Source organism: Pelagicoccus sp. SDUM812005, assembly GCF_031127875.1.
Lineage (GTDB): Bacteria > Verrucomicrobiota > Verrucomicrobiia > Opitutales > Opitutaceae > Pelagicoccus.
This window is the reverse complement of sequence record NZ_JARXIA010000007.1, coordinates 197,544-223,524: the sequence shown is the minus strand read 5'-3', so window position 1 is coordinate 223,524 and position 25,981 is coordinate 197,544. Positions and strand designations below refer to the sequence as shown.

Annotated in this window: 10 protein-coding genes; 2 read left to right on the top strand and 8 right to left on the bottom strand. The window is 53.4% G+C overall.

What is annotated here, in order from left to right:
• Positions 1-179 precede the first annotated feature (179 nt).
• Positions 180-3,152, bottom strand: a complete 2,973-nt coding sequence (locus QEH57_RS10705; RefSeq protein WP_191618699.1) for a hypothetical protein — start codon at positions 3,150-3,152, stop codon at positions 180-182.
• A gap of 359 nt (positions 3,153-3,511) precedes the next feature.
• The gene (locus QEH57_RS10700) at positions 3,512-6,499 is read right to left on the bottom strand and encodes a hypothetical protein (RefSeq protein WP_309006729.1); all 2,988 of its coding nucleotides are present in this window, start codon (positions 6,497-6,499) and stop codon (positions 3,512-3,514) included.
• Between the two features lie 581 nt (positions 6,500-7,080).
• Here QEH57_RS10700 and QEH57_RS10695 point away from each other — a divergent pair.
• Entirely contained in the window at positions 7,081-9,357 is a 2,277-nt protein-coding gene (locus QEH57_RS10695; protein WP_191618697.1) for a glycoside hydrolase family 88 protein, read from the top strand.
• Between the two features lie 24 nt (positions 9,358-9,381).
• Positions 9,382-12,177, top strand: a complete 2,796-nt coding sequence (locus tag QEH57_RS10690; protein ID WP_191618696.1) for a family 78 glycoside hydrolase catalytic domain — start codon at positions 9,382-9,384, stop codon at positions 12,175-12,177.
• Positions 12,178-12,492: 315 nt separating this feature from the next.
• Here the strand turns inward: QEH57_RS10690 and QEH57_RS10685 are convergent, their stop codons facing one another.
• The 6 genes from QEH57_RS10685 to QEH57_RS10660 form a co-directional block, all read right to left on the bottom strand.
• Positions 12,493-15,834 (bottom strand): hypothetical protein, encoded by a 3,342-nt coding sequence (locus QEH57_RS10685; protein WP_309006728.1) that lies wholly within the window; start codon positions 15,832-15,834, stop codon positions 12,493-12,495.
• Positions 15,835-16,241: 407 nt separating this feature from the next.
• Positions 16,242-17,774 carry a sulfatase gene (locus tag QEH57_RS10680; RefSeq protein WP_309006727.1) on the bottom strand — a complete coding sequence of 511 codons (1,533 nt, stop codon included), beginning with the start codon at positions 17,772-17,774 and terminating at the stop codon, positions 16,242-16,244.
• A gap of 12 nt (positions 17,775-17,786) precedes the next feature.
• The gene (locus tag QEH57_RS10675; RefSeq protein WP_309006726.1) at positions 17,787-20,816 is read right to left on the bottom strand and encodes a family 78 glycoside hydrolase catalytic domain; all 3,030 of its coding nucleotides are present in this window, start codon (positions 20,814-20,816) and stop codon (positions 17,787-17,789) included.
• A gap of 21 nt (positions 20,817-20,837) precedes the next feature.
• Positions 20,838-22,226 carry a sulfatase gene (locus tag QEH57_RS10670; RefSeq protein ID WP_191618692.1) on the bottom strand — a complete coding sequence of 463 codons (1,389 nt, stop codon included), beginning with the start codon at positions 22,224-22,226 and terminating at the stop codon, positions 20,838-20,840.
• A gap of 26 nt (positions 22,227-22,252) precedes the next feature.
• Positions 22,253-23,722, bottom strand: coding sequence for a sulfatase (locus QEH57_RS10665; RefSeq protein WP_309006725.1), 1,470 nt, complete (start codon positions 23,720-23,722; stop codon positions 22,253-22,255).
• 51 nt (positions 23,723-23,773) lie between these two features.
• Entirely contained in the window at positions 23,774-25,513 is a 1,740-nt protein-coding gene (locus QEH57_RS10660) for a sulfatase (protein WP_309006724.1), read from the bottom strand.
• Positions 25,514-25,981 lie beyond the last annotated feature (468 nt).

Sequence of the window (25,981 nt, the reverse complement as noted above, 5' to 3'; positions counted from 1 at the left end):
AATTCTCGAATCAGCCGAGAGAGGGGGGGGGCAAAAACAAGGTCCCAAACTTGGGTCAATAAAGAAAGGCCGCCCAACGCGGACAGTCAGTCTCCTTAAGTGCGTCACCGTACTTCGAATACAAAAAAGCAGCGGCCACCAGGACCGCTGCTTCAAAAAAACAGAAGCCTAGATTTCTGCTAGAAAGAAAAGGTGTTTGTTATCCGAACCGTCCTAGGCTCACGCAAGGTATACAAGGCGACGCTTGGCGTGTTGTTTCCATCTTGCGTATCGATGGAACGAAGCGGGTGAACCGTATAGTTGTCGAAAAGGTTAATGACATTCACCTGAAACTTCCACTTTACCTTGTCGTTGAGGATCTTCCGATCGTATCCAAACCAAGTGCCGAAGATCTCGTAACCGGGAGCGTAAAAGGGCTTGTCGGGCAACACGTCTCCGTTCGAGTCCACCCCAAAGCCGTTGATGGTCTTGCCGCGCATGTTCATGCTACCGCCGATGGAAAATCCCTTAAAACGGGATTCCTTATTGAAGCGGTAAGAGGTGATCAAGTTCGCCGTCCAGTTCGGCGCGAAGACGTCAGCTGGAAGATCCTTGATGCGATCGAAATTTCGCAGCGTCTCCTCAAGCTCAGCAACGATTTCGGAAACAAGACGACCTTGACCGTCTTCCGACACGTAATTCATCCACGTACTGTTGGCTTTGATAATCGGCAGATATTCATTCATGTACTGCCGCGTTACCACGCCACGTTCGGTAGTGGTACTATTGCCACGTTTACTGCCGTTTAGTTGAACGTTCCAGCCTTTGACCGGCTTCGCCGTCATCGAGAACTCCCAGCCTTTAGCAGTAGTGCTCGCGCGGTCACGCCAGACCGATCCGATGGTCGCGTAAGGAGGCGATTGGAACTTAACGTCGCCCGTTTCATTGAAAAGAGTGTTCCAAATATCGCGAACTTGCAGGAAGCTGCCCGCTGGGGTTTCACGAATGTCGTCGAGCTTGTCTACCGTGGAATTCGTGTAGTAGGTGAAATCCAGATACATCTTCCTATCTAAAATGTCGAACTTGACGCTGAAATCCTCTCCATCTCCCTGCGTGTTGGGAAGGAGGTTCCCATAGAGGTCGTAGGTGTTCGCGGTGATCGACAGGTTGTTCGACGTATTGTAGCTCAAGCTCATGAACGGAGTCGCGTGAAAGACCACTCCTTGGCTCGCGGTACTGCCGCCGCGTTTGATCTGCTTGTCCGGTTCGCCCGCAAAGAGCTCGCGTGGATTAAGCGTTCTCGGATTGACGTTGTTCAAATCCGCATCTCGCAGATCCGTAAAATCTCCTGGCACACCAGCCCAAGAGGTCTGCGTGTCTTCGCGGAAGCCGTTGGTGACGACGAGACGTCGATTCAAAAAGAAACTTTGAACGGCAAGGGCCTCCGTTTTCACTTCTACATCTCTGACGCTAGGCCCTTGCTGGGCAACAAAACCGGGGGTGATGCCGCTGGGATGCGCCTCGGGTATCGGATCTCCGGCGTAGATGACGGGCGCCTCCAAAATTTGGCGACCTGCTGCAGTGCTGAGCTTACCCGTTTCAGGTTCGAAGTAGAAACGGTAGGAGAGTTGGTTCCATCCATGGGTGATACGGCTCTGCGGCACGTTTGGAAAGGTCGGCGTGATATTGCGATGCACGTTGTTGCTCGACCAGGACTGCTCGTTGCCGTCCTCAAAGAAGACTGCCATTTGGTGACGGCCCAGATGCTGGGCCCAGCCGTCTCGCTGGGTGAAGTCGAGGTCGTAGGAGACCATAGCCCGCATGTCTTCTCGCTCGTTGTCCCCATCGATAAGCGTCGGACGAGCTTGCACATAGGGAAGTCCCACGTTCGGGTTGGGGCTACCGTCCGGCAATTGCTCGTTCACGTCGAAGTGGAGCATCGCATCGCCGCCGCGCATACCGTTGAAGGAGCGGTAGTCGTTCTCGACAGTGTTGTAAGCGAGCTCGACGAACATCCTATCGGTGATCTGCTGTTCGATGAAAAACGACTTAGTATTGTAGTCATGCAAGCGAGCCGCGAGCCCCGCAAAAGTGGTATGGAAGATCGGGAAGATGTCCTCATCGATAGATGAAAGCTTGTTCCCGGAAGGAAAGAATCCCGTCGCTAGGCTCGGGGTCTCACTGCGGGCCTGATTTAGCAGTGACTGAGTCGGAATCTGCGTTCCGCCAGGACTGAAAGCCGTGGAGATGATATCGCGAGCTCCATCGTTTACCATTCCAGCAACCCTCGGGGTGGTTGGAGTGGCGCGAGTAGGACGGCCTTCCTTGATCCATGGACCGTAGCCGTCGAAGATCGGCCAAGGGCGTACTGCTGGCTTGTCGATAGTCCCCTGCTCGTAGTTCGCGCGAAGCACAGTCTTCTCGAAGGGCTTGAAGCGTAGGGTCACGAAATGACGCTTGCTGAGACCTTCCGCGTCAGGCAGGTAATGGTTGCTGGCGTCGTGTAGCCCCGAGTAACGTATCGCAAGCCGGTCCTCTACCAGGACCTGATTGTGGTCGAAATTGATGCGGAAAGAACCGCGGTCATCGATCTGGGTAACAATGCTGGTCGTGGTCTTGTCGCCTGCTTGCTTAGTGCTGGAAACGAAGGCGCCCGATGGATTGCCCAGACCGAAGAGCACGGCGTTGGGTCCTCGCGTAAACGTTAGCCTCTCTGTGTTGAAACGGTCATTCGGAATACCCGTCTGGAAGAAGTTCTGTCCCACGATAGTGGTGGCTCCCCCTCGGGTTACGTACTTGACGTCCTGGTTGAGAAAGTCGTTTCCGAACCCTTGCGTGTCTGTGAGCTCGTTTACGAATACGTCCGTATTCGGAGCATAGTTCAGCAAATCCTCGATGCTGTTCGCAGCGAGATCGTTCATGATCTCTTCGGTGAAGATAGTCAGAGAGGATCCGACATCCTTCAAGTCGCTCTTGAGCCGTGTACCACTGAGCGTTTGGGTGGCTCGATAGCCGTCTTCAGAACCGGCATCGACAGTGAATGGAGAGAGCTCAAAGACCTCTGGCTCCTCCCCTTGGGCTAGAAGCCTAGGGGCTTGGATCGCGCCAATTGCAAGAACTCCGCAAACAACGTTCCTAAAGGGGAACGCGACATGTATGGGGTATTTTTTCATAATTTGCCATCAATTGATTCTAGATGAACAGGGAAAACAGGTAGCCGCCACGGCTCCCTTAACTATAACCTAAACAAGCGAGCACCCCACGCTTCACAAAACAGAGAGACTCTCATTATCTTATGAAGATGGGGGCGGGCAGGCTATTTTACATGATTCAAACAAGCGAACAATCAACGGCCAAGCAACCTGACTGTCCGCCGCCACCCCAGATACCTTGAAAAATCGATACGCCCCTGAGGAAAACCTAAGGCTACCCCTCATTAGAAGAGGGTTCCGGCAACACTAACCGAATCGACAAAAAGAGAGGCAACGGCTAATAGCCGCTGCCTCCGAAAAGCTCACTCAATCTATGTAGGCTAGAACGTAAACGTGTTTGTTATACGAATGGTCCTCGGCTCACGCAACATGTACAAAGCAGTGCTCGAGGTGTTGTTTCCGTCTCTGGTGTCAACCGACCGTAGCGGGTGTACCGTGTAATCGTCGAATACGTTGCGAATATTGACCTGAAACTTCCAATTTACTTTATCGTTTAAGATTTTTCTGTCGTATCCAAACCACGCCCCAAATATTTCGTATCCTGGCGAGTAGAACGGAACATCGGGCAATACCGTATCAGAATCGTCAACACCGAAACCGTTGATAGTCTTCCCACGCATATTCATGCTACCCCCGATCGAGAAGCCCTTGAGGCTCGAGTCACCTGCGAATCGATAGGAAGTGATTAGGTTGGCCGTCCAGTTCGGGGCGAACACATCGGCTGGTAGATCCTTGATGCGCTCGAAGTTGCGAAGGGTTTCCTCTAGATCTGCTACGATTTCGGATACCGCTCGCCCTTCCCCGTCGCCGGAAACATATCCCATCCAAGTCTCGTTGGCTTTGATGATAGGGAGGTACTCGTTCATGTACTGGCGGGTAACGACACCACGTTCGGTGGTAGTACTGTTGCCGCGCTTGCTGCCGTTCAATCGGATATTCCAGCCCTTAACAGGTTTAGCCGTCATTGAAAACTCCCATCCCTTTGCGGTCGTAGTCGTACGATCCTTCCAGATCGATCCAAGCGTAGCGTACGGAGGCGATTGAAACTTCGGATCTCCCGTTTCATTATAGATCGTATTCCATATGTCTCGCACCTGCAGAAAATCGCCTGCAGGGGTTCTTCTTATATCATCAAGCTTATCAACCGTGGAATTGGTATAATACGTAAAGTCCAAGAACATCTTCCGATCCATAAGATCGAATTTCACGCTAATATCTTCGCCATCGCCCTGCGGATTCGGCAATAGGTTTCCGTACAGGTCGCGCGTGGTCGCGTTTACCGAGAAGTTGTTCGACGTATTGTAGCTCAAGCTCATGAACTTGGTAGCGTGAAAGACAACACCTTGGCTTTTAGTGCTACCGCCCCGAGATTCGGGACTATCCGCAAAGAGCTCGCGGGGGCTCAACGTGCGTGGGTTCACGTTGTTCAGGTCATCATCGCGGAAATCCCTGAAGTCTGCAGGCAAACCGGCGAATGAAGTTTGCGTATCTTCACGAAAACCATTCGTGACCACTAACCGGCGGTTGAAGAAGAAGCTTTGGATCGCGAGCGCCTCGGTCTCGACGTCTACGTCTCGTACGTTAGGCCCTTGCTGGGCCACAAAGGCCGGCGTGATCCCATTCGGGCCCGGCTCCGGAATGGGATCTCCTGAATAAATGACCGGTGCCTCAAGAATCCGCCTGCCCTCGGCAGTACTGAGCTTGCCGTTTTCCGGATCGAAATAGAATCGATACGAAAGCTGGTTCCATGGGTGCGTTATGCGCGTCTGCGGTGAAGTAGTGAAGAGCGGCGTTACATTGCGATGTACATTGTTGCTCGCCCACGACTCGACCCTAGAGTCCTCCAAAAAAACTGCCATTTGGTGCCTTCCGAGGTGCTTCACCCAATCGTCCCTATCGGTAAAGTCCAAATCGTAGGACAACATGGCTCGCTTGTTAATTCTCTCGCTGTCCGCATCGATAAGGGTTGGCCTAGCCTGAACGTACGGCAGGCCTACATTGGGGTTGGGACTACCGTCAGGAAGCTGCTCGTTGACGTCGAAATGCAACATCGCGTCCCCTCCCCGCATGCCATTGAAAGAACGGTAATCGTTTTCAACAGTATTGTATGCGAGCTCCAAATACATCTTGTCGGTGATCTTCTGTTCCAAAAAGAAACTGTTGGTCTCGTAGTCGTGCAATCGCGCCGCCAATCCCGCGAACGTGGTATGAAAGATAGGAAACACGGATTCGTCTATAGAAGACAATTTATTGCCCGAGGGAGCGAATCCCGCAGCGAAGCTAGGCTTGGCGCTTCGAGCTTGGTTTCGCAAAGTCATAGTAGGGATCTGCGTACCAGCTGGACTGAACTCCGTAGAGATCAAGTCACGAGCGCCATCGTTCTCCATACCTTCGACACGAGGCGTACTGGGAGTCGCTCGCAACGGAGACCCTTCCTGCATCCAAGCGCTGTAGGCGTCGAAGATAGGCCACGGTCGAACCGCCGGCTTGTCTATGGTCCCTCGCTCGTAGTTCGCTCTCAACACCGTCCCTTTCAGGGGCTGGTAACGAACGGTGAAGAAGTGCCGCTTGCTCAGGCCCTCAGCGTCAGGCAGGTAGTGATTGCTCGCATCGTAAAGCCCCGAATAGCGAACCGCCAGCTTGTCTTCGACGATCGGTTGGTTATGGTCTAGATTAATACGGAAGGACCCTCTATCGTCGATTTGAGTCGAGATCGAAGTCTTCTTCTTGCTGTGAGCTTGCTTCGTACTCGAGACGAAAGCTCCAGCGGGGTTTCCCAGGCCGAATAGCACCGCGTTCGGCCCGCGCGTAAAGGTCAGACGCTCCGTGCTGAAACGATCGTTCGGAATGCCGGTCTGGAAGAAATTCTGTCCTACAATCGTGGTGGAACCACCGCGCGTAACATACTTTACGTCATTGTTTATGAAGTCGTTTCCAAATCCTTGAGAATCGTTAAGATCGTTTACGAAAACGTCTGTATTCGGGGCGAAGTTCAGAATGTCTTCTATACTATTCGCCGCAAGATCGTTCATGATCTCTTCCGTAAAGATCGTCATCGAGGCACCAACATCTTTCAGGTCACTTTTGAGGCGAGTGCCACTAAGCGTTTGCGTCGCGCGATAGCCATCTTCGGACCCCGCATCGATCGTAAAAGGAGAGAGTTCATACACATCAACATCCTCCTCTTGAGCCATTAAGGCGGGAGAATAGGCAGCGCTCAATACAAGAGCTCCGTAAATAAGTTTCCACGTGGGGATTTCTTTTAGTGGGGGGTATATCATCATCGTTTGTATGTTGAATATCTCCACAGAGGAGAGCTTCACTGGAACCGAGCCGGTCCCTAAGGGTTAGGTAGGGGAAGGAATAGCCGAGAAAACCTCGCCCACCGGCAAGGGGCGGCAACTGCTCACTTAAAGCGAGCGAGATTCAGGCAGACTATCCAAGGTGGAAATAATACAGTTCGCTAACCCAACAAAGACAATTGCGGGACAACCTGACTGTACGGTGCAGCGGCCCGAACAGATCGTCTTCCTCCTCTAAGAAAAGGGCCTCCCGAAGCCTATCCCTAGCAAGGTTCGCTCTCCCTAAAGAGAACCTAACAGTCAGGCAAAGCCTCTCCGAGATCCCGTTGCATCGCGATGAAATCAATCATTGGTTAATTCCTTGGCCGCGCCCCCAGGGAAACCTGCCTTCGGAGCAGGAAAAGGCCAAAGATCAAAAAGAACCGCTCCCCTCTTCCGCTTCACTGAACTCAAATAGGATGCTCAGCAACAACGCCTTACAAAAACTACTCGCTCCGCTCGCCTGTCTTATAGGCGCCTATCTAGCGCCAGCTCAGACGCGGGCGGAGACCTCGTTCCACAGAATCTCGACTGTCAGCACGCGCGCTATGCCCAAAGATATTGTGGAGAGGCCGGCCAAGTGGAATTTCGGCCCCGGAGCCCTACAAAGCCATGCTGGCTGGCAATACGCTGCCTTCTGGGACGACCAGCGCCAAGTTACCGTTGCAAGACGGAGGCTGCCTGGAGGCTCCTGGCACGCGGTATCGCTTACCGGATACCAACGAACCGAAAACGGCGACCGAGGAAAAGTCGGCCCCATCGCCCGCGGTTTTGGCGACGGTCATGAGAAAGTAGCGCTGGGCATCTCAGCGGACGGCTACCTACACCTAAGCTTCGACCACCATGGTTCCACCCTTCGGTACCGAAAAAGTCTACACCCCGTTGCCCGAAGCCCAGAAAACTACTCATGGAACGACAAGCTCTTCGGCCCGGTACAGGACAATCTAGGCGGTCCGAAGATTGAAGGCGTCACCTACCCAAGCTTCGCCAACCACGGAAAAAACCTATCTCTCTACCTACGCCTCAACGGCGGCTCGGGCAGCGCCGATTCCTGCCTTTTTGAATACAGCAACGGCAAGTGGTTCCTCAACGATCCCGCACAGGCAAAGATCATCGACAAGAGTTGGTCCCGCGGAAATAAAACCGTGAACGCCTACCCTCACTCCTTGGCAACCCACAACGGCCGTCGACACTTGACCTGGTGCTGGCGCGACTCGCCCAAGGCCGACACGACTCACGACCTCTGCTATGCCTACAGCGACGACCAAGGCAACACCTGGAAAGACAACGAGGGCAACACCATCGGTATTAGAGGCAACGCCTTTATTACTGCCGACACCCAAAGCGCCGTAGTCTGGTCGATCCCATCTGGAACGAAATTCGTAAACGGGGGCTCCATGACGGTCGATGCCAGCGGTCGCGTCCACGTATTGATGAAAGGCGAGGACGGCTCTCCAGCTTACTTTCAGCGCAATCCGACGACTGGCCAATGGAGTCGCCAATCTTCGCCGTCCCTCGGAAGCCTGGCGGCCCATGACGATCGCGTTTATCTCGTAACTCCAGAGGGCATCGAGAGCGCAGCTGCTGACAGCTTCGCCAAACGAGACAAGCTCGCTTCGGGTCCAGCAACGCTGTTTGAGGACAGCAAAATACAAGTGGACCGCAGCCGGGCGGATGGCTGGATTTCCGTCATCGGACAAACCGGGAAAACCGTTTCTGTAGTTGATTACTGGATCGGTCGCTCAGATCCCCCGGAAGAACGCCCCTCCCTTGCTTCGGTACGCAATGAGCTTAGCCGCGTCGCAGACTGGCAAATCGAGCACTTCGGCGAGGTCTTCGACAACAAGCACCGCAAACGCCCCTACACCGCCAATGAATGGCCGGCCGCCACCCTAATGGTCGGGATGGAAAAGTGGGCTGAGATCTCAGAGGACCCCCGCTACTACCGATGGTTGATAGATCTTTCAGAAAACATGCATTGGAAACTCCGACCCGCTCGCTTCTACCACGCGGACGACCACTGCATCGGGCAGCTATACCTCAGCTTGTACCAGAAATTTGGAGACAAATCTAAGTACAAAAATATAGTCGACCAGTTCGACAAAATCATAGCCAAGCCATCGACCGTTCCCCTCACCTGGAACCATCGAATCGGAGAAGATCGTTGGAGCTGGTGCGATTCGCTCTTCATGGCCCCACCCGTCTGGGCCAAACTCTCCTCCGTCACGGGCAATCCAAAGTACCGCGACTGGATGTTCGACGAATACAAGGCAATCACCGAACTTCTCTTCGATCCGACCGAAGACCTCTACTTCCGCGACACCCGTTTCATCGAACAAAGACACAATGGCAGCAAAATATTTTGGGCTCGCGGCAACGGTTGGGTGTTCGGCGGCCTCGCAGAGCTTATCCCCGAACTGCCTAAAAACTCCGAACAGCACCGGTACTTCGTAGATATCTACAAAAAGATGGCCCGCCGCATTGCCTACCTGCAAACCCCAAACGGCCATTGGGCCATGAGCCTTCTCGAGGCCGATACCTACCCTACTCCAGAAACCAGCGGCACCGGGTTCTACTGTTTCGGCCTAGCTTGGGGCATCAACGCCGGCATCCTTGACCGCGATACCTACGAACCGGTTGTCCTGAAGGCCTGGGGAGCGCTCGCGCGCTCCATCACCCCCGAGGGAATGCTAGGCTACGTCCAGCCGATTGGCGCCGAACCGGGCTCGGCATGGCCCGACCGCACTGAAGTCTATGGAACCGGTGCCTTCCTCGCAGCTGGAGCCGAACTCACCCGACTTCTGAAATCGATACCCGAGCGCTGAACCTTCGCCTCCACACCCAAGACAATGCCATCGAAATATCGCCTTCTCTCTCTACTCGCCAGCCTGCTCCTTGTGGCTCAAAGCTACGCAGCTAGCGTGGTCAACCTGACCTGCGAATACAAAAGGGACCCACTCGGGATCGACGAGACAAGCCCACGTTTGAGCTGGCAAATCGAGTCACAGGAACATGCGGTCCAGCAAACCGCCTACCGCATTCTCGTCTCAACTACGCCAGAAGGAATCAAGTCCCGCCAAGCCGACCTTTGGGACAGCGGAAAAGTAGAATCTAATCAAAGTCTCCACCTTCGCTATGCAGGCCTCCCCCTTTCGTCGCGCCAGACTTGCTACTGGAGCGTCCAGTTCTGGGACCAGAATAACAGGAAGAGCGAGTGGTCAACCATCGGAAGCTGGGAAATCGGACTTCCTTCGCAGTCGGATTGGGACGGCGCCAACTGGATACAAATGGAGGGCGACAACCGAAGCTCTCCCCTTACCAAAAGGTCACTCAAAACCAAGTTCATTAACGAGGCCAAGGAAGTCCAATCCTACCCCTCGCCTCTGTTCAGGAAAACCTTCACGGTCCGCCCCGGAATCAAGCGAGCCCGCGCCTACCTATGCGGTCTCGGATACAGCGAAATGCAAATCAACGGGATCCCTTGCAGCGACGCCGTTCTCGACCCCGCCAACGTCACTTACGATCGACGAGCTCTTTACGTCACCCATGACATCACCGCCGCTCTCCACCCCGGTGAAAACGTCGCCACAGTGCAGCTGGGCAGTGGTTTCTATGGTCAGAACCATGCCTTCAATGCCCCCGGCCTCAACTACGGCAGGCCAGGGCTTATCGCCAAAATCCTCGTGGACTACGCAGACGGCTCCACTCAAACCATTAATTCAGACTCTTCATGGAAAGCATCCAGCGGCCCTATACTCTACGACAACGTCTACGGAGGGGAGAGCTATGACGCTCGACTGGAAATGGACGGCTGGCAGCTTCCAGGATTCGACGACTCAAGCTGGTCGCACGCAACGCGATGCGAAGCCCTCGCTCCAAAGCTACAAGCGCAAATGATCGACCCCATCAGGAGGATAAAATCCCTCGCCCCAGTATCCATAATCCGAGGACATGACGGAAAATGGATCTTTGACCTCGGTCAAAATATAGCTGGTTGGGCAAAGATCCGGGTTCAAGAGCCGGCAGGCACGCAACTCACCCTGCGCTACTCTGAAATCCTGACCGACGATCGAAGAGAGCTCGACATGATTACTACCGGGGTTCACGCCACTGGACTCGAGCAAATGGACATCTACATCTGCAAAGGTGACGGAATCGAAACATGGGAACCTCGTTTTACGTATCACGGTTTCAGATACATAGAAATCGAGGGACTCAGTTCACCCCCTGACAGCGATACGCTCCAAGGCGTATTCGTACGCACCGCCGTCGCCCGACGAGGCTACTTCCTAAGTTCGGACGAGGTATTGAATAGAATCTACGACGCGTCAATGTGGACCATCGAAGACAACCTCCACTCCATTCTGGAAGATTGTCCGCATCGCGAAAAATGCGCCTGGCTAGGCGATACGCACGCTGTCGGAGAAACGGCCATTTTCAACTACGACATGGCCCAGTTCTGGACAAAATTCGCGGACGACATCGAGACGAACCTCGGTCGCGGAGGCGTCACCTACTGGGGCCAAAAGGCAACCCCTGGCATTCCCACGAACGTCGCCACCGGCCGACGCGTCTGCCAGGAAGCTCGCCCTGACTGGGGATCCGCCTACATTCTCCTTCCTTGGTATCAATACCTTTACTACGGTGACACCGACGTGTTCACACGTCACTACCCTCACCTCAAACGCTGGATCCAATATGTCGAATCTCTCACCGAGAATGGCATTGTGATCCGTGGCTATGGAGATTGGTGCCCTCCCGGCGGCAACAAGCACATGGAATGTCCGGTCGAACTGAGCTCAACTGCGTTTTATTACGGCACGCTACGCGTCATGCAGCGTTTTGCGGAATATCTCGGCAAGCAAGATGACGTAGAACAGTTCAAAGAACTCGCGCGAAGAACGAAGGATGCCTTCAACAAAACCTATTTCGACGAATCCATAGGCGGATACGGATCGCAGACCGCAAATGCGATTTCCTTGCGGTTCGAATTGTTTCCCGAACGCCAACGGGAACGCGTCTCCAACTCGCTAGTACACGATGTCACCGCAAACCACCTAGGTCACGTAGCCGTAGGCATCCATGGAGGACGGCCCATCTACAGCCTGCTCAGCGAAAGCGGGTCAAGCGATGCCGCCATCGCAGCCCTAAAAAAGCCCACCTGGCCAAGCTACAGCTACGCTCTGTCGCAAGGCCTGACAACTTGGCCCGAAATTTTCGACGAATTTCCACGTGGGCGGAGCACTTCGGGACGATCCCTCAATCACCCTATGCAAAGCGGCTTTGCAGCGTGGTTTCACGAAAGCCTCGGGGGCATCCGCCCAGGAGCGCCCGGCTTCAAGGTGGTCCATTTGAAGCCATACGGTTTCGATCAACTCGATTGGGTAAAAACGAGCCACGATTCACCGTACGGAACAATCAAAAGCGAGTGGTCAAAAAATGGCGAACGATTCCAGTGGGAGGTATCCATTCCAGCCAACACCACCGCTAGGATTTCCATTCCAAGCAAGGCTGCCGATCTCATCACCATGGGAGGTAACGCCTTGTTGGAATGCTCCGACGTTAAACTCGAAGGAATCTGCGATGGGTACGCTACCTTTACGCTCGATTCAGGCAGTTATTCGATCGACTCCGAGCTTCCTTGAAACTGTCCAAAGGGAACGACACCAGAGAACGCCTAGCGTACCCGACTTTCGACGTTTCCCCCATTTTCCTAGAGGATCCTGCCGGAAGGGAATTCTGCTAGCGTAGTCCCAGTACGCGGCTTTTCGCCGCAATAAGCTAGCCGGACTGAGTGAAACAAGATCCGCTTCACAAGGCAGTCGAGTTGAAGGCTCAGCACGACACGACGACAGTTTTCAACAATCCCCCGATCAGCTTTCGATCGCCCCAAAGTCCAAACCCAAAAAATTGGCGATGCCCCGATCGGGCATCGCCAAGTATAAAGCGAAGCGGAAAAACTAGAACGATAGGGTGTTACGGAAGTCTATGGTCCTAGGAGCCTGGTACTTGTATCGAATAACTTCCCCAGTTCCCGCCTTATCCGTTCCAAACGGCACCAATTCCGTATCACTGAACAAGTTGGTGATCTGAATCTGCCCCGTATAGTTCACGTTTCCGAACTTCTTCTTGAAACGGATGAAACCACCTGTCGAAAGCGTGTCTCCGCCCGTATAGGGGTTGGCTGCATCAAGACGAGCTCCAGGGCCCGGCTTAACAGGATAACCCAAGGTACGTACATCCCTCCAACGAGCGTTTACGCCGAATGCCCACCCCTTCAAGTTAGAGTCGTTACCGAAGGTGTAGGTGCCCACGAAGTTAGCCGACGACTTTGGCTGGCTGGAATCCGAAAAGCCGATAAGGTCGCTTAAGCGAAGCACGTCATCTTGAGCACCACGAATCAGCTCAGGAATCGTAAGGGCACGATCAATCAGCTTTCCGTTATCGTCGCGGCGGCCATGGTAGGTAAGAAACTTCAATTTGGCGCCCGTTAGGTTCATGTAGGTTTGGCCTTCTGGGTTATCCGCCAAGTACTCCGGATGCTCAGCGAAGACGCTCGGCACGAAATCCATCCAGTAAGTGTAAAGATCTGGCCCAACCTCGTTAATCTGACTATCTTGGGTCGAGAAGTTAAACATCATTCTCAATTGTCTGGTTGGGTTCACAGTCATGCGCAGCTCTACACCTTCCGATTGAACGGACTGGCGGCCCACCCAGTTAATTTCCCTATCATGTCGGTAAGGAGAAGTCAGGTAGTCAGTCGTATCGTCGGTAACGAAACCCTCTACGTCGTTTTGCAGCCGGCTGACATTTTTCCACAGCGTTTCGGAAACAAAGTCCTGGTTGAAAATCGGGAATCGCGTTCCAGTCCTGATCTTCGCTTGCCGCTCGTCTTTGGAAGTGGTGCGAAAAGCAGAGAGCGATAGGTTGAACTTTGGCCCAAAATTGAGCCGAACTCCCGCATCTTCGCCTAGACCGGACGGATTCGGCAGCTCCTCGCCGTAGATATTATTTCCACTCCCGACCGGGTTGAAATTATCAGCCTGCGAATAGAAAAAGGAAACGAACTGATTTGGCTTTACCACTATACTTTTCGTAGTCGGATCTCCCGCCTTGAAGACATAATTATCGGTAGTAGATCGTGGATCGAACTGGCGAGCATCTCCGTAGAAATAGTAATCGTTATCGAAGCGGTAGTCTCTCATCTGCTCGCTGATTCCCCAGTTGTCTACGTCGTCGCTTCGCCAACCCAAGGTCGTTACAATCCGTCCTCCAAACAAGTAGTGCTGCATGGTGTACGTTTGAGACACCCGCTTCTCGTATCCCTTTCCGCCAGCAATATCGGGGGCCAGACCAAGGGTTATGCCATTCTCATCAGTCCGAAGATTCGGATACCCTTCCACCGTATATCCATCCGCAATCAGCACATCTCCGTAAATGGGCTGCTCGTAACCTGGGAGAGTTGGGATAGCTCCACCCGTTGCGTACAGTCCCTTCTCAGGGTCAATGTAGCTTCTGAAAATAGGGGAGTTCTTCGCATTTGTTCCATTACCGGCTATCGGAAAGCTGAGTCGCTCACCCGTTTCCGGATCTACGATGTACCCTCTCCCTGCAGCCGGCTGATAGCCACCTCCACCCACAACGTTCGTTTGAACGTAATAGTCCTCTTCCGGATTGTAAATAATCCCTGTATTACGAATCTCCCGACTGATGCTTCTGTCCGGAACGAATCCGCGTCTCGGTCCCGTGTAGCTCGGAGACAGTCCAGATCCAGGTTGCCGCACCAGCAACTCGTTCGTCAGGTCCGGCGTGAGGTTATAAAGTCGAGAAAACTGCCGAAAGCTCTCCGTTCTCGATTCTTCCTGCATTGCAGCGAAACGGAATTTCCCTAGATGGCGCAGGATATCATCTCGACCCTGAAAATCTAAATCGTAAGAGGCCGAAAACCGGACAGTCTCCGCATCGCGATCATGTATAGGTTGGTGCCGCACCCAGCTTCCCTGAATAAAATACTTACCCGCATACGGATTGGGAATGAGGTTATCGGGAGTACTGTTTGGCAAATACATATTCGGATCCGCCTGAAGTTTGAACCCACGCAATTCGTCCTGAGCATTCCGACCATGCTCCTGCGAATTGTAAGCAAGGTCCAAATACAGTTTACCAAATTTCTTGTTCACGAAGATCTGCGTAGTCTGGAAATCCTCGTATTTAACAGCAGCGCTACCTAGATAGTTAACGTCTTTCGGTATTATGGAAGTATCCAGCAGGGATCGGGTCTCGCTCGGCGAGGATCCCACATAAGTATTCGACCAATCCAAGGTCGGAACTTCCGGTCCTCCAGGCACCCCTTTGATCATGAACAGAGCGCGGGAACTGTCAGTGTACTTCTGCACTCCCTCTGGAATTTCGTCTTCAGGGGTGTTTATGTTATCGAAAACAGGTTTGCCTGCTGCAATCCACTCGCTTATACCATCCCCAATTGGCTCGCTGCGCCCCAAGATCTGGGACTTCGACCGCCCTTTCTCGTGTGACAAGTTGATCTCGAGGTCCTCCATTATTCCCTCAGATCCAGAAAATGGCCTGTATTTCAAGGCCGCATGAAATCGCTTGTCTCGGGAAAACACACCATCAATCCAGCTGCTCTTGTACTTGTACAGAGTATTCGCTACGATCGCTAGCTTATCATCGATCAGGACCCGATTAAAACTGGTAGTAGCGCGGTGGCCGCCATTGGTATCGTAGTTCGCTGTGAACTTAGTGGTATTCCGAAAATTTGCGCGCATCGTCATGGAATTCGCGATACCACCAGGCTGGGCAATTCCATACAAGATGGAGTTCGGCCCCCGGGAAAAGGTAAGTCGTTGCGTATTGTATCCATCCGCTCCGTAGAGCGACTTAAAAAAGTCTCGACTCAAGGAGGTCACCTTGAACCCCCGAACTGTGTAACTTACATCATCCCGAGCGTTCGCCGCCTCAGGGTTGGAAACGAGGTCAGGATCCCACGAACCCGTGTTGGTGGCAAATTCGAGAGCCGAAGAGAAGTCGTCAGCCCCGATATCTTCGAGGAAATCTTTGGTGAAGATGTCCATGGCGCCGCCAATATCACCGACATTCGTCCTCAACCTCGAGCCCGCAAGCGTTTCAGTGGCATGGTATCCACTATCCGAACTCCCATCGACAATAAAGGGAGAAAGTTCAAAGGTGTCTTCTTCGATATCATTATCATCCGCAAAAGACAACGTAGCCACAGTGGCCACGGCAAGAAGAGCAGATCCGTGACACGGTCGCAGGGCTTTCATGAGGTATGGTTTACTTGATAACATTTTTCGTTTTCAGGGGGCTTTGGTAGTTTCACTGTTATTGAGTGCCCGACAAGGGCCTGCTACCCGATCCTCGTCTCTCAACAAACGAAAGAACACATAACGGAATCGGACCCACGGATGAGGAATATCAAACCTCAACGCAAGCTTCCTAGCGCTACGTTTACTAGCGTCAGTGTATAGGGGGGCAGGTAACAATCAGTATAAGAAACCGATCTTCCCCGTTTTGTCCGCTGAAGTGATTACGGACTGTCAGTCGAGCGAACGTCAAACCTATCAACGACACCCGATATCCCGAGCTCGACCGCCACTCTATATAAACCGGAAGACGGAGGCTGCCCTGTTCCCAAGGGCGCGGTTTGAGAGCAGACGATAAGATCGGAAGGCTACTCGTCTCTCCCCTTAGCGACCTTCAGCCCTCCGACCTGGACCCCGTAAAGGTCCGGACGGTGCTTCGCGGGATCGAAGTTTTCATTTCGCTTGGGCTGCAGACCGCCAGACGCCACGAGCCTATCTTCCATCAGCCTATCCAAACGCGCAACAATCTCGGGATGCTTCTCGGAAAGGTCTGTTGTCTCGCCTAGGTCTTCAGCCAGATTGAACAAGCGATAGGCATGGCCACCGTTCTTGCCTTCGTGAAAGATTCGAATCAGCTTCCAATCCCCCACGTGCACGGACATGCAGGGAGGCAACCACTCAGGCACCTTTGGCATGACCGGGAAATAGGTAAAGATCGCCTCGCGCTCCAATTCCCCACCTTTCAATGCTGGGGTTATGTCGATCCCGTCCACCACGTGTCCCTGCGGCAGCTCGATACCAAGCTGAGCGTGCAGCGTCGGATAAAAGTCAGAGGTTTGTATTGGCTCATCGCTGACCGAACCTGGTTCTACCATCCCCGGCCAAACCACAATGCAAGGCGTGCGGATGCCTCCTTCGTAAATACTGGCCTTACCTCCCCGCAACGGTCCTCCATCGGTCGGAGCGCTGACGTATTCCTTGCCCTCCATATCTGTTTCCGGAATACCGTTGTATTCGTTCCCTCCGTTATCGGACGCAAAGATGATGACGGTATCATCCGCGATATCAGCCGCATCTACGTAGTCGAGCAATGTACCAATGGCATCATCTAGCGAGTGGACCATCGCGGCGTAAGTGGGAGAGGTCTGCTTGCTATTGAAATCGATCTTAGGACGATAGTAATCCACGAGACCTTGCTTCGCGTCGAAAGGAGCATGAACCGAGAACTGCCAGTAATTCAAGTAGAACGGCTTGCCCTCCGCCTGCTGCTTCATCCAGGCAATCGCCTCTTCCGCCATGCGGTCCTCGATGTGCTCCTTGGGCAAGTTCTCCTTGAACTCCGGATACTTCCAAGGAGCAACAAACCAACCTCCTGGGCCCGGACCTGGCCAATGCGGGATGTCGACGTCGAAACCGTGCTCCAATGGGCTGTAAGGCTCTCGACCGAGGTGCCACTTGCCAAAATGGCCCGTCGCGTACCCCGCGCCTTGCATCTGCTTGCCCAGCGTGGGCCAAGCGGTATCAAGCCGAGTGAGAGACTTGATAGGCACCGCTTGGAAGGCGGCATTACCTGTGGAATCCGCTATCGACTCAAGCCGAACGGGCATCTGGTGATGCGTGGGCGCCACCGAGCCGTGTCGGTCCGGCAGTTGCCCTGTAAGCACGCTCGCCCGCGTGGGTGAACAGAGCGGGCTGTTTGAATACGCTCGGTTAAAAAGCATGCCACGGCTCGCCAAGCGCTGCAAATTAGGAGTCTGAAAGAGTTCAGTATGGCCGTAGAGAGTTGTATCGGCCCAGCCGAGATCGTCCGCCAAAATGAAAATGACGTTCTTTCGTTCTTCGGTAGCAGCGAACTTACAAAAGCAGATCGCCGCGAATATCAGGGTAAGTCTAAGTTTCATTTCAATCTGTTTCTAGGGAAGGAGCAGTATGTCGTAGGCTCCAGCCACGATTTCCGACACTGCGATTCCATCATTTTTGGTAAATTTGAGTTTTGCCCCATGTGGGGCATTTGCCCAGCGAACTTGCTTAGACAGTTTTTCAGGAATGCGGATCGTCGCAGAACTGTTAGGCGGAACGATGACCCGCATGCGGATGCCCCCCGAAACCTTTTCCCAACGAGTTCGAGCTTCGCCGTAGCGAGTCTCAAGGCGGGCTTCCGCGAACTCCAACGGCGACTCGAAAATCGGAGCTACGATAAAGTGCTTGTAGCCAGGGTTGCTTTCGTCCGGAGCCAAGCCAGCCAGTCGCTCGTACATCCAACGACCGATCGCTCCGTAGGCGTAGTGGTTAAATGAATTCATTTTCGCGTCGCCAAACCCAGTCTCGTGGTTGTAGCTGTTCCACCGCTCCCAAATCGTAGTGGCTCCCTGATCGATAGAGTAGAACCATGACGGGTACTCGCTGGTAAAAAGTACCGCAAGCGCTTCGTCGATATTTCCAGTGCTGTCCAGAACCCGAGTTAAGTAGGAACAACCGACAAAACCTGTATTCAATCGATTGTTCTCAGCTCTCACCAATGCTGCGAGATGCTCTCCCAACTTCGGTTTCAAATCTTCCTCAACTAAATCGAAGGCAATCAGTAGAGCGTAGCCAGTCTGCGTTTCCACCGGCGTCGTCAAGCGACCGTCCGCGTCCAGAAACTCTCGCCGAATCGCGCTTCTTATTTTCTCCAACTCGCTCCAATGACGTTTCGCCTCTTCTTCCTTCCCCAAGAGTTCAGAAACCTTGGCGCAAATAGTTGTAGTGTATCCAAAAAATGCTGTCGTTATAAGTGGACGAGGAGTGGATCCATAACGAGGCTCCTTAGGGTCGATAACCCCTCTCTCAGTCAACGGCTGCAGCCAATCGCCGAATCCAGTATCCGGAGCTATGTGGTTCGGGCTGCGTCTACGGTAGAGATCCGCGTACTTATTCATCGCCTCGTAATTCTCCTCTAACACAGTAACGTCGCCAGTTTGCAGATACACTTCCCAAGGAACAATGGCGATCGCGTCGCCCCAGGCCGGCGAAAGTCGAGGCCCTCCCCAAAACGTTCCCACGTTGGGAGCGACGACAGGTAAGCGGCCATCCTCGCTCTGGTGCTCACGAAAGGTCTTCAGCCAGCTTTTCCAAAAGGCATGCACATCAAAATTGAAAAGCGATGTCGCCGAAAAAGTCTGGGCATCGCCCGCCCAACCAAGACGCTCGTTGCGCTGCGGGCAATCAGTCGGAATATCGAGAAAGTTGCCTCTTTGTCCCCACTCAATATTGCTTTGCAGCTGGTTCAGCTTGGCATGCGACGAAGTGAAGCTTCCAGTCTGTTCAAAGCTGGTGTGCAATACCTCTCCAGCTACCCAACCTAGACTCGGGACTTCATTCGTATCATACCCAGAAACCTCTACGAACCTGTATCCAAAAAACGAGAAGGTGGGTCGCCACCGAACTTTTCCGTCTTCCGCAGGAACGTAGGTTGCCTGCGAACGGGAGTTCCGATAGTTTTCTATGTAGAGCGAACCGTCCTGCTCCAGCATCTCTGCCACCCGTATCCGAATTTTCTTATCTTTGAGCCCAGGCAAGTCGATGGCAGGCCAGCCCACCATGTTTTGTCCCATATCGAAAACGACAGTCCCCTCGCCCGCCGACACGATCTCAGTAGGCGTCAGCACCTTCCGTACAGTAACGGTTTGGAAGGTCTTCGGCAGGAGAGAAACCCCATCCAAGGAAGCCGCTTCAACTCGTTTCCAACCTGCCGCATCGTATCCCACCGAGCTCCAACCTGGAATCTCGTTCCGGGCATCATAGTCCTCGCCCCAGTAGATTTCCGATTTCACGACCGGCCCCTGATCGAAATACGTCCAAGAGTCATCGGTCGCAACCACTACTTCGCTCCCACCCGCACCCGCAATCTCAAGCTGACACAAAAATTCCTGAACCTGTCCACCGAGCCCCCGGTTCACATCGCTCGGACCTAACTTGCCGATTCCCTCTCCCTCCTCGCCCGCGTACCACCCCTTGGCCACTCGCGCGCCAATCACGTTCCTTCCCTCGACCAGGTAGTCGGTTACATCGTAGGTGAGCGTTTCTATACGCTGAAAATAGTCGGTCCAACCTGGAGCGAAGGCGTCTCGTCCCACCCGCTTCCCATTGATTTCGACCTCGAAAATTCCACGCGCCGTAACGTAGAGTCGAGCCGTTCCCTCAAGCTCATCCAGCTCGAACTCCTTGCGAAAGTAGGGCACGTTACAAGCATCGGGGGGTGGAATTTCAATCAGTTGTCCATCCCACCTGAGACACTGCTTGTCTTCGCCGTTTTCTCGGTAATCGATCGTCAGTGCCATCGGACTTCCGGTACGCTCCTCTCGCTCGAAGAGCTCTCCTTCCCCTACCCGAATGCTAAAGATCCGATCGGGATCATCCTTCACCGAGTTCAGGATCGCATCCGTTACATCGATCCTGTATCGATGTCTTCCATACGTTAGTTTAGTGATCTCGATCCCTTCCAGGCTCCTCACCTTTGGCTGGTATATCCATTTAGCGGACCAATCGTAGCTGGCAAGCAATCCGTACTCGATTTTTGCCCACTGACTCCATGGGGACACATCGCCTTCCTGATCCCAGTACCTGACTTTCCAATACACCTTCTCCCTCGAGGTGAATGGCTCACCCGCATACTGCACGTAAACCGACTGCCCCGACTCTACCTTGCCGCTATCCCAGAGCGTGGCATCTTCAGTAGAGCTTACGACCCGAACTTGGTAAGCAAGCTGCGCGGCGCCAAATCGCTCGTCTGCCAGCTTCCACGAAAAGCGCGGTCTCGTATCGTGGTATCCCAATGGATCAACGATACCGTCGCCCACTCTCAAATCATAAGGAGCCTTATCCGCCGCCCATAGGGAACAGCAGAACAAAGACAGTATTATCAGGAAACAGGAAAAGTTCTTAAAGCGGGGCATCAGGAGCATAATTTCGTGGAGATTGAAACACTAGTTGCGAGAAACGAGCTTTCGCTGCGTCAATGGATACCAGTTCTCGATTTCATCCTTCAGCTCGGAAACGACCTCTGGATGACGCTTCGCCAGATTCTCCTCCTCAAAAGGATCTGCAAGGATATCGAACAATTGGATCGCCTCATCCCTCGGGTGCACCACGGCATAGCGGTTAACTTCACCGTCGTAACTTAGAATCAGCTTCCACCGATCGCGGATACACCAGAGATACATCAATGAAGCCTCAGGATTATCCAAATCCACGATATCATGGGCATAAGAATCACCGAAGATGATATCCCGACCGATTCGCTTCGCTTCCCTAGCATTCGGCAAAAGGTCTATGCCAGGAAGCCCATCGGGTGTTTCCACGCCCGCAGCACTCAAAACGGTAGGGAAAAGATCGATACTGCTCACGAGCTCATCGCGAACGCCAGGCTTCAATTGGTTCGGCCAAGACAGGATAATCGGCTGCCGGGCGCCTCCGTCGTAAACGCTTTGCTTCGACTTCGGAGCAAACTGGGTAAACCAACCTTCAGGGACAACCGTATCTTCGGTCTTCTGTATCCAACCATTGTCACACACATAATAGATCAGGGTGTTATCACGCAGCCCCCTCTCCTCCAAATGATCGATCAGCTCGCCGCAAGTCTCGTCGAACCATTCGCACATGGCATAGTACTTGGCCAAAGCCGGATCGAGACCGAGGGTCTCGTAGCGCTTCAGTATCCGCTCTGGCGGGTTGTGCGGAGTATGCGGCAGGAAAGGAGCATACCAGATATAGAATGGCTTATTGTCGCTTTCCGCGCGTTCGATAAAATCAAAAATCGGCTCCATCCCCTCTCGGCCAATTTCCAGGCCCTTGTCCCCGTGCCGCAAAAGACCTCCTGTATCGCCTCCAGTCATCCCATGAGTGAAGCCGCCTCGCTGGTAGCTGCCTTCCCACCATTTTCCACTTTGGTGCGTTAGGTAGCCATTTCGCGACAGGATTTTCGGCAACGTATCCAACCTGTCGATATTCTCCAGCATCTGGCGGCTTAGTTCTATGTGCTCCGGACTCCTCACCGCCGCCAGTTTCGGCGACGGGTCATTTCCCGTTATCTTGTGATCTTTGGAGTAGTGCCCTGTCGCCAAAGTCATCAGGGAGGGACGACACAATGGGGTCGGTACATAAGCTCGCCGGTATACAACCCCCGACTCGGCTAACCGGTCGAGATTCGGGGTACGAATATGCTCGTGTCCCATGAATCCGTAATCCGTCCACGTTTGGTCGTCTGACAAAATCATTACGATATTCGGCTTTTCAGCAAACGCAGATATGGCTGCCGAAACGCCAATGGCAAGAGCGAGACAAGGCTTCGCTAGGGATGGTAGGCTAATGTTCATAGTAACATTTGATGGGATAGTAACTATTAATTCGCTCGCCGCAGCTCCAAGGCTGCTAATGCCGCCTCATAAGCGGCGTGCCCGGTGGAACCTTCGCCCAATATCTCATGTTCGGATGAAGCAGGCGGGATCCACTTAGCGAGGTCTTCCTTTGTGTTCTTAAATGCAGAATTCCCAGCTAGATTTCGCCACTCGTGCGGATCGTCATAGTGGTCGTAGAGCTCTTCAGATCCGTCCTTGTATCTGATATATCGATACCTCTCGGACCGAACGCTATGATTACCCGGACCGTAGGTGGACAAAATAGGCCTGTCCCACAGGGCTCTCGAATCAGCGAGAATCGGAACCAGCGAATCCCCATCGAGGGAATCGTCCGAGTCGAAACCGCATAGGTCCAGCAGCGTCGGGTAGATATCTATCAGCCCTACCGGTTGATTCGCACGGGCCGCCTTTCGGGATTGAGGAGTCGATACAATCAACGGAACCCGCAGGCCGTCCTCCCATAAAGTGCGCTTCGCCCAGCGTTCCTTTTCGCCTAGATGAAATCCATGATCTCCAAAGAGCACGATGATGGTGTTCTCGTAATGTTCGCTGGCCTCCAAGGCGCCTAGGACCCGTCCCACGCAATCATCCACGTAAGCGATCGATGCCAAATAGGCCTGCACCGCGTGCTGCCATTCGCCATTGTCCTCCATCCATTGATGCGTCGGGGCGATATGTTTCAAGGTTGTCAGGTTCTTCGCGTATTCAGAAAGGTCCGACCGATCATCGGCCACAACCTGCGGCAATAAGACTTCCTCGCTTGGGAACAGGTCAAACCACTTCTGCGGAGCATACATCGGCACGTGGGGACGATAGAAACCAACCGCTAGAAAAAAGGGATCCTCCCTCTCGCGCTGCAATTCGTCGACTGCCCAGCGAGCAAGCCTATCGTCGGTCATGTCCTCCCCATTTGCGGGAAAAGCTCCCCAATCCCATAGCTTCATGCTGAATGGGTCGCTAATCTTTTCCTCCGGAAATGGGCCGAAGCCCCCGTTTTCATCGAGATAGGTGCCAATCGTTTCGAATATTCGACGATTGTCCCGGTTGTGAAACAGCTTTCCCCCAGCCAAGACCTCGTAGCCTTCACTGGCAAAGCGCTCGGGCAAGGTAACGACACCCTCCAATGCAGGAGAACCGTCGATGTCCGGATTCAAAAAGTAGATACCTGTCCGATGAGGGAACCGGGAGGTCATCAGGCTGGACCGCGACGATTGGCAAACCGGGGACTGGCAGTGCGCGTTCTCAAACAAAGTTCCCTTGCTGGCCAAGCGGTCGATATGAGGGGTCTGCGCTTGAGGATGCCCGCCCAGCGTGCCCACCCAGTCGTTCAAGTCGTCGACAGCAATAAACAGCACGTTCGGCTTCTGATCGCCGCTCGCAGACGCTGCCAGACACCCGGCCACGAGAACAGCCAGCGACTTCGAACGCATTGAACAACGCATTAAATGGCCCATCCCGAGCATTCTCGAACAAGCAGTGATTCGCATCAGCCGAGGAAACATAGCTCAATCAGCCTTTACCAAGTGGCTCTTGCTTTCAGGGGGCTTAGGGCGGATCGCGAAATCTCGTCCTAAGATCGACGCCCGCAAATCGACAAACGGATAATCGCGGGTGTCATTGTCAGCATCATAGGACGGGTTCAAAGTCGGATAATACTTTTCTTCCACGTTTTGAGCCAACCATTCATTCAACTCCACAAACAGCTCGCGGGCGAGCTGAGGCTTGGCGTCAACCAAGTTGTTCGATTCGGAAAGGTCTCTTTCAATATCGTAGAGCCACAGGCGTCCGGACCAGTCGAAGATCAACTTGTAATCTCCCTTTCGAATCGCCGAATGCGGCGTGAGGGGCATGTCGTCCACAGGGTTGTGGACGATCACGTTGAACGGGTAGTGCCAGTAAAACGTCTCGCGGTCATACCCCTCGCTCTGTGCCACGCCCCCTTCGATCACGCCAGCGAGGCTTCTCCCATCGATCTCTTGATAATGAGGTTCAACATCGACCCCTGACATCTCCAAAACAGTAGGGAAAATATCATTACAATCAACAGGGCGGTCAATCCATGCGGAACGATCGATCTTACCCTTCCAGTAAAAGAAGAGCGGAACGCGGATGCCTCCTTCGTAAACCATTGCTTTCCCGCCTTTCAGCGGAGCGTTGCTCGTCGGTCGCGTGTCGTCGGAGCGGGTGGACTGGTTGAGCGGCCAAGAAACGCCGCCATTGTCGCTCATAAAAACAATCAATGTGTTATCCAATTGATTCGTCTCGCGGAGCGTATCCAACAGTGCTCCTACCGATTCATCGAGGCTGCGAACCATAGCGGCATAAGTCGCATTGTCGTGACCATTCCACCCACGGCTCCCCTTCGCTTCGAAGTAATCGACGTCCTCCGCCTTCGCCTGAAGCGGTGCGTGCAGGGAAAAGTGGCAAAAGTACAAAAAGAAGGGATCATCTCTCCTCGACTCAACATGAGTGCGGATAAACGAGGTAGCTTGCGCGGTTAGCTCATCCGTAAGGTAACGCTGGCCCGTGTCACTGCCCAACTTGGATCCAAAAAGTTGTTCCTGGGGCATTTCGCTATGATGCGGCTTGTTCGAAGCCCACTCCTTCCGCCAACCAAAGTAGGGAGAGCCTCCCGCATCGTAATAAGCCAACTCCTCGAAACCTTGATCGTGAGGCTCATAGCCCTTCGACCCATGTCCGCCAAGATGCCATTTGCCAACAAAGGCGGATCGATACCCCTGCTCGTTGAGCACTTCCGCCAAGGTCTTCTCATCACGTCCGCGATCTGTAACTTGCCCCGAAGGCAAAGCCAGCAAAGTACCTCCATTCCACAAAGCCTGTTCCTCTTTAATCGGATCTCCCCAATAGATTGCGTCCTGCGCCATGTATCCACTTGGCGGAACTTTTCCGGAGTTGTACCAACTCCGCACCGAGGGAGGCGTCGCCGTGGTGAATCCCAACTTGCTGGCGTACTTCCCCGTTAAGACACTTGCACGCGTCGGCGCGCAAAGCGGGCAAGCGTAGGCTTGGGAAAAGGAGACCCCGCTCTGAGCGAGCGAATCAAGATTCGGCGTTTCGAAAAACTGCTGAGCTACCGGCACACCAGTAGCACGCTCGGCGAACGCCCCAATGTCCGTGTAGCCGAGGTCGTCTGCTAAAATGAGGACAACATTAGGCCTCTTCTCTGCAGAGGCAAAGAGTGAGCATCCCACAATCGAAACAAACGCTAACAAAAGATATTTCATGGATTTTGGAAAAGGGTCGCTAGAAACGAAGCCCCGAATCATTCATCAAGAATCGTAATCGGCGCATGTTTCTAGCTTCGAACTTTGGTAATATAATAGTGAATACATAAGGCCTTCAATCGGAGCCGCGCTTGCCAAAGCGAGGGAACCCCGCCACAAGAAACGCCAAACCAGAGCGGAACCTAGACGCTCAAGCATCCAAAACAACCAGGCGTTGTCACCGCAGCTTCACACTGACTGTCAAGCCCCTCCATTTTCCTTTGGCAAACACCCCCTTGACTCCCTCACTCCGCCAAACAAAACCTTGTTCTCGAGCCACTTACGAAACGTAAGACAGGGACGACTTGCCGAGCGAAAAACTCTACTACCGCCCTCACCCCATGCGGCCAGCTCCAGAACTCACTCTTCGTTGTTCCTACTTCATGGAGTCTGTACTTCAGCGAAAAGGTCGAACGGGAACCACCAATA

What these genes read in the sequence shown, in the direction of transcription:
- QEH57_RS10690 (WP_191618696.1), top strand. Translation starts at nt 9,382, where the DNA reads ATGCCATCGAAATATCGCCTTCTCTCTCTACTCGCCAGCCTGCTCCTT.
- QEH57_RS10695 (WP_191618697.1), top strand. Translation starts at nt 7,081, where the DNA reads ATGCCCAAAGATATTGTGGAGAGGCCGGCCAAGTGGAATTTCGGCCCC.
- QEH57_RS10680 (WP_309006727.1), bottom strand. Translation starts at nt 17,774, where the DNA reads ATGAAACTTAGACTTACCCTGATATTCGCGGCGATCTGCTTTTGTAAG.
- QEH57_RS10660 (WP_309006724.1), bottom strand. Translation starts at nt 25,513, where the DNA reads ATGAAATATCTTTTGTTAGCGTTTGTTTCGATTGTGGGATGCTCACTC.
- QEH57_RS10670 (WP_191618692.1), bottom strand. Translation starts at nt 22,226, where the DNA reads ATGAACATTAGCCTACCATCCCTAGCGAAGCCTTGTCTCGCTCTTGCC.
- QEH57_RS10705 (WP_191618699.1), bottom strand. Translation starts at nt 3,152, where the DNA reads ATGAAAAAATACCCCATACATGTCGCGTTCCCCTTTAGGAACGTTGTT.
- QEH57_RS10665 (WP_309006725.1), bottom strand. Translation starts at nt 23,722, where the DNA reads ATGGGCCATTTAATGCGTTGTTCAATGCGTTCGAAGTCGCTGGCTGTT.
- QEH57_RS10685 (WP_309006728.1), bottom strand. Translation starts at nt 15,834, where the DNA reads ATGAAAGCCCTGCGACCGTGTCACGGATCTGCTCTTCTTGCCGTGGCC.
- QEH57_RS10675 (WP_309006726.1), bottom strand. Translation starts at nt 20,816, where the DNA reads ATGCTCCTGATGCCCCGCTTTAAGAACTTTTCCTGTTTCCTGATAATA.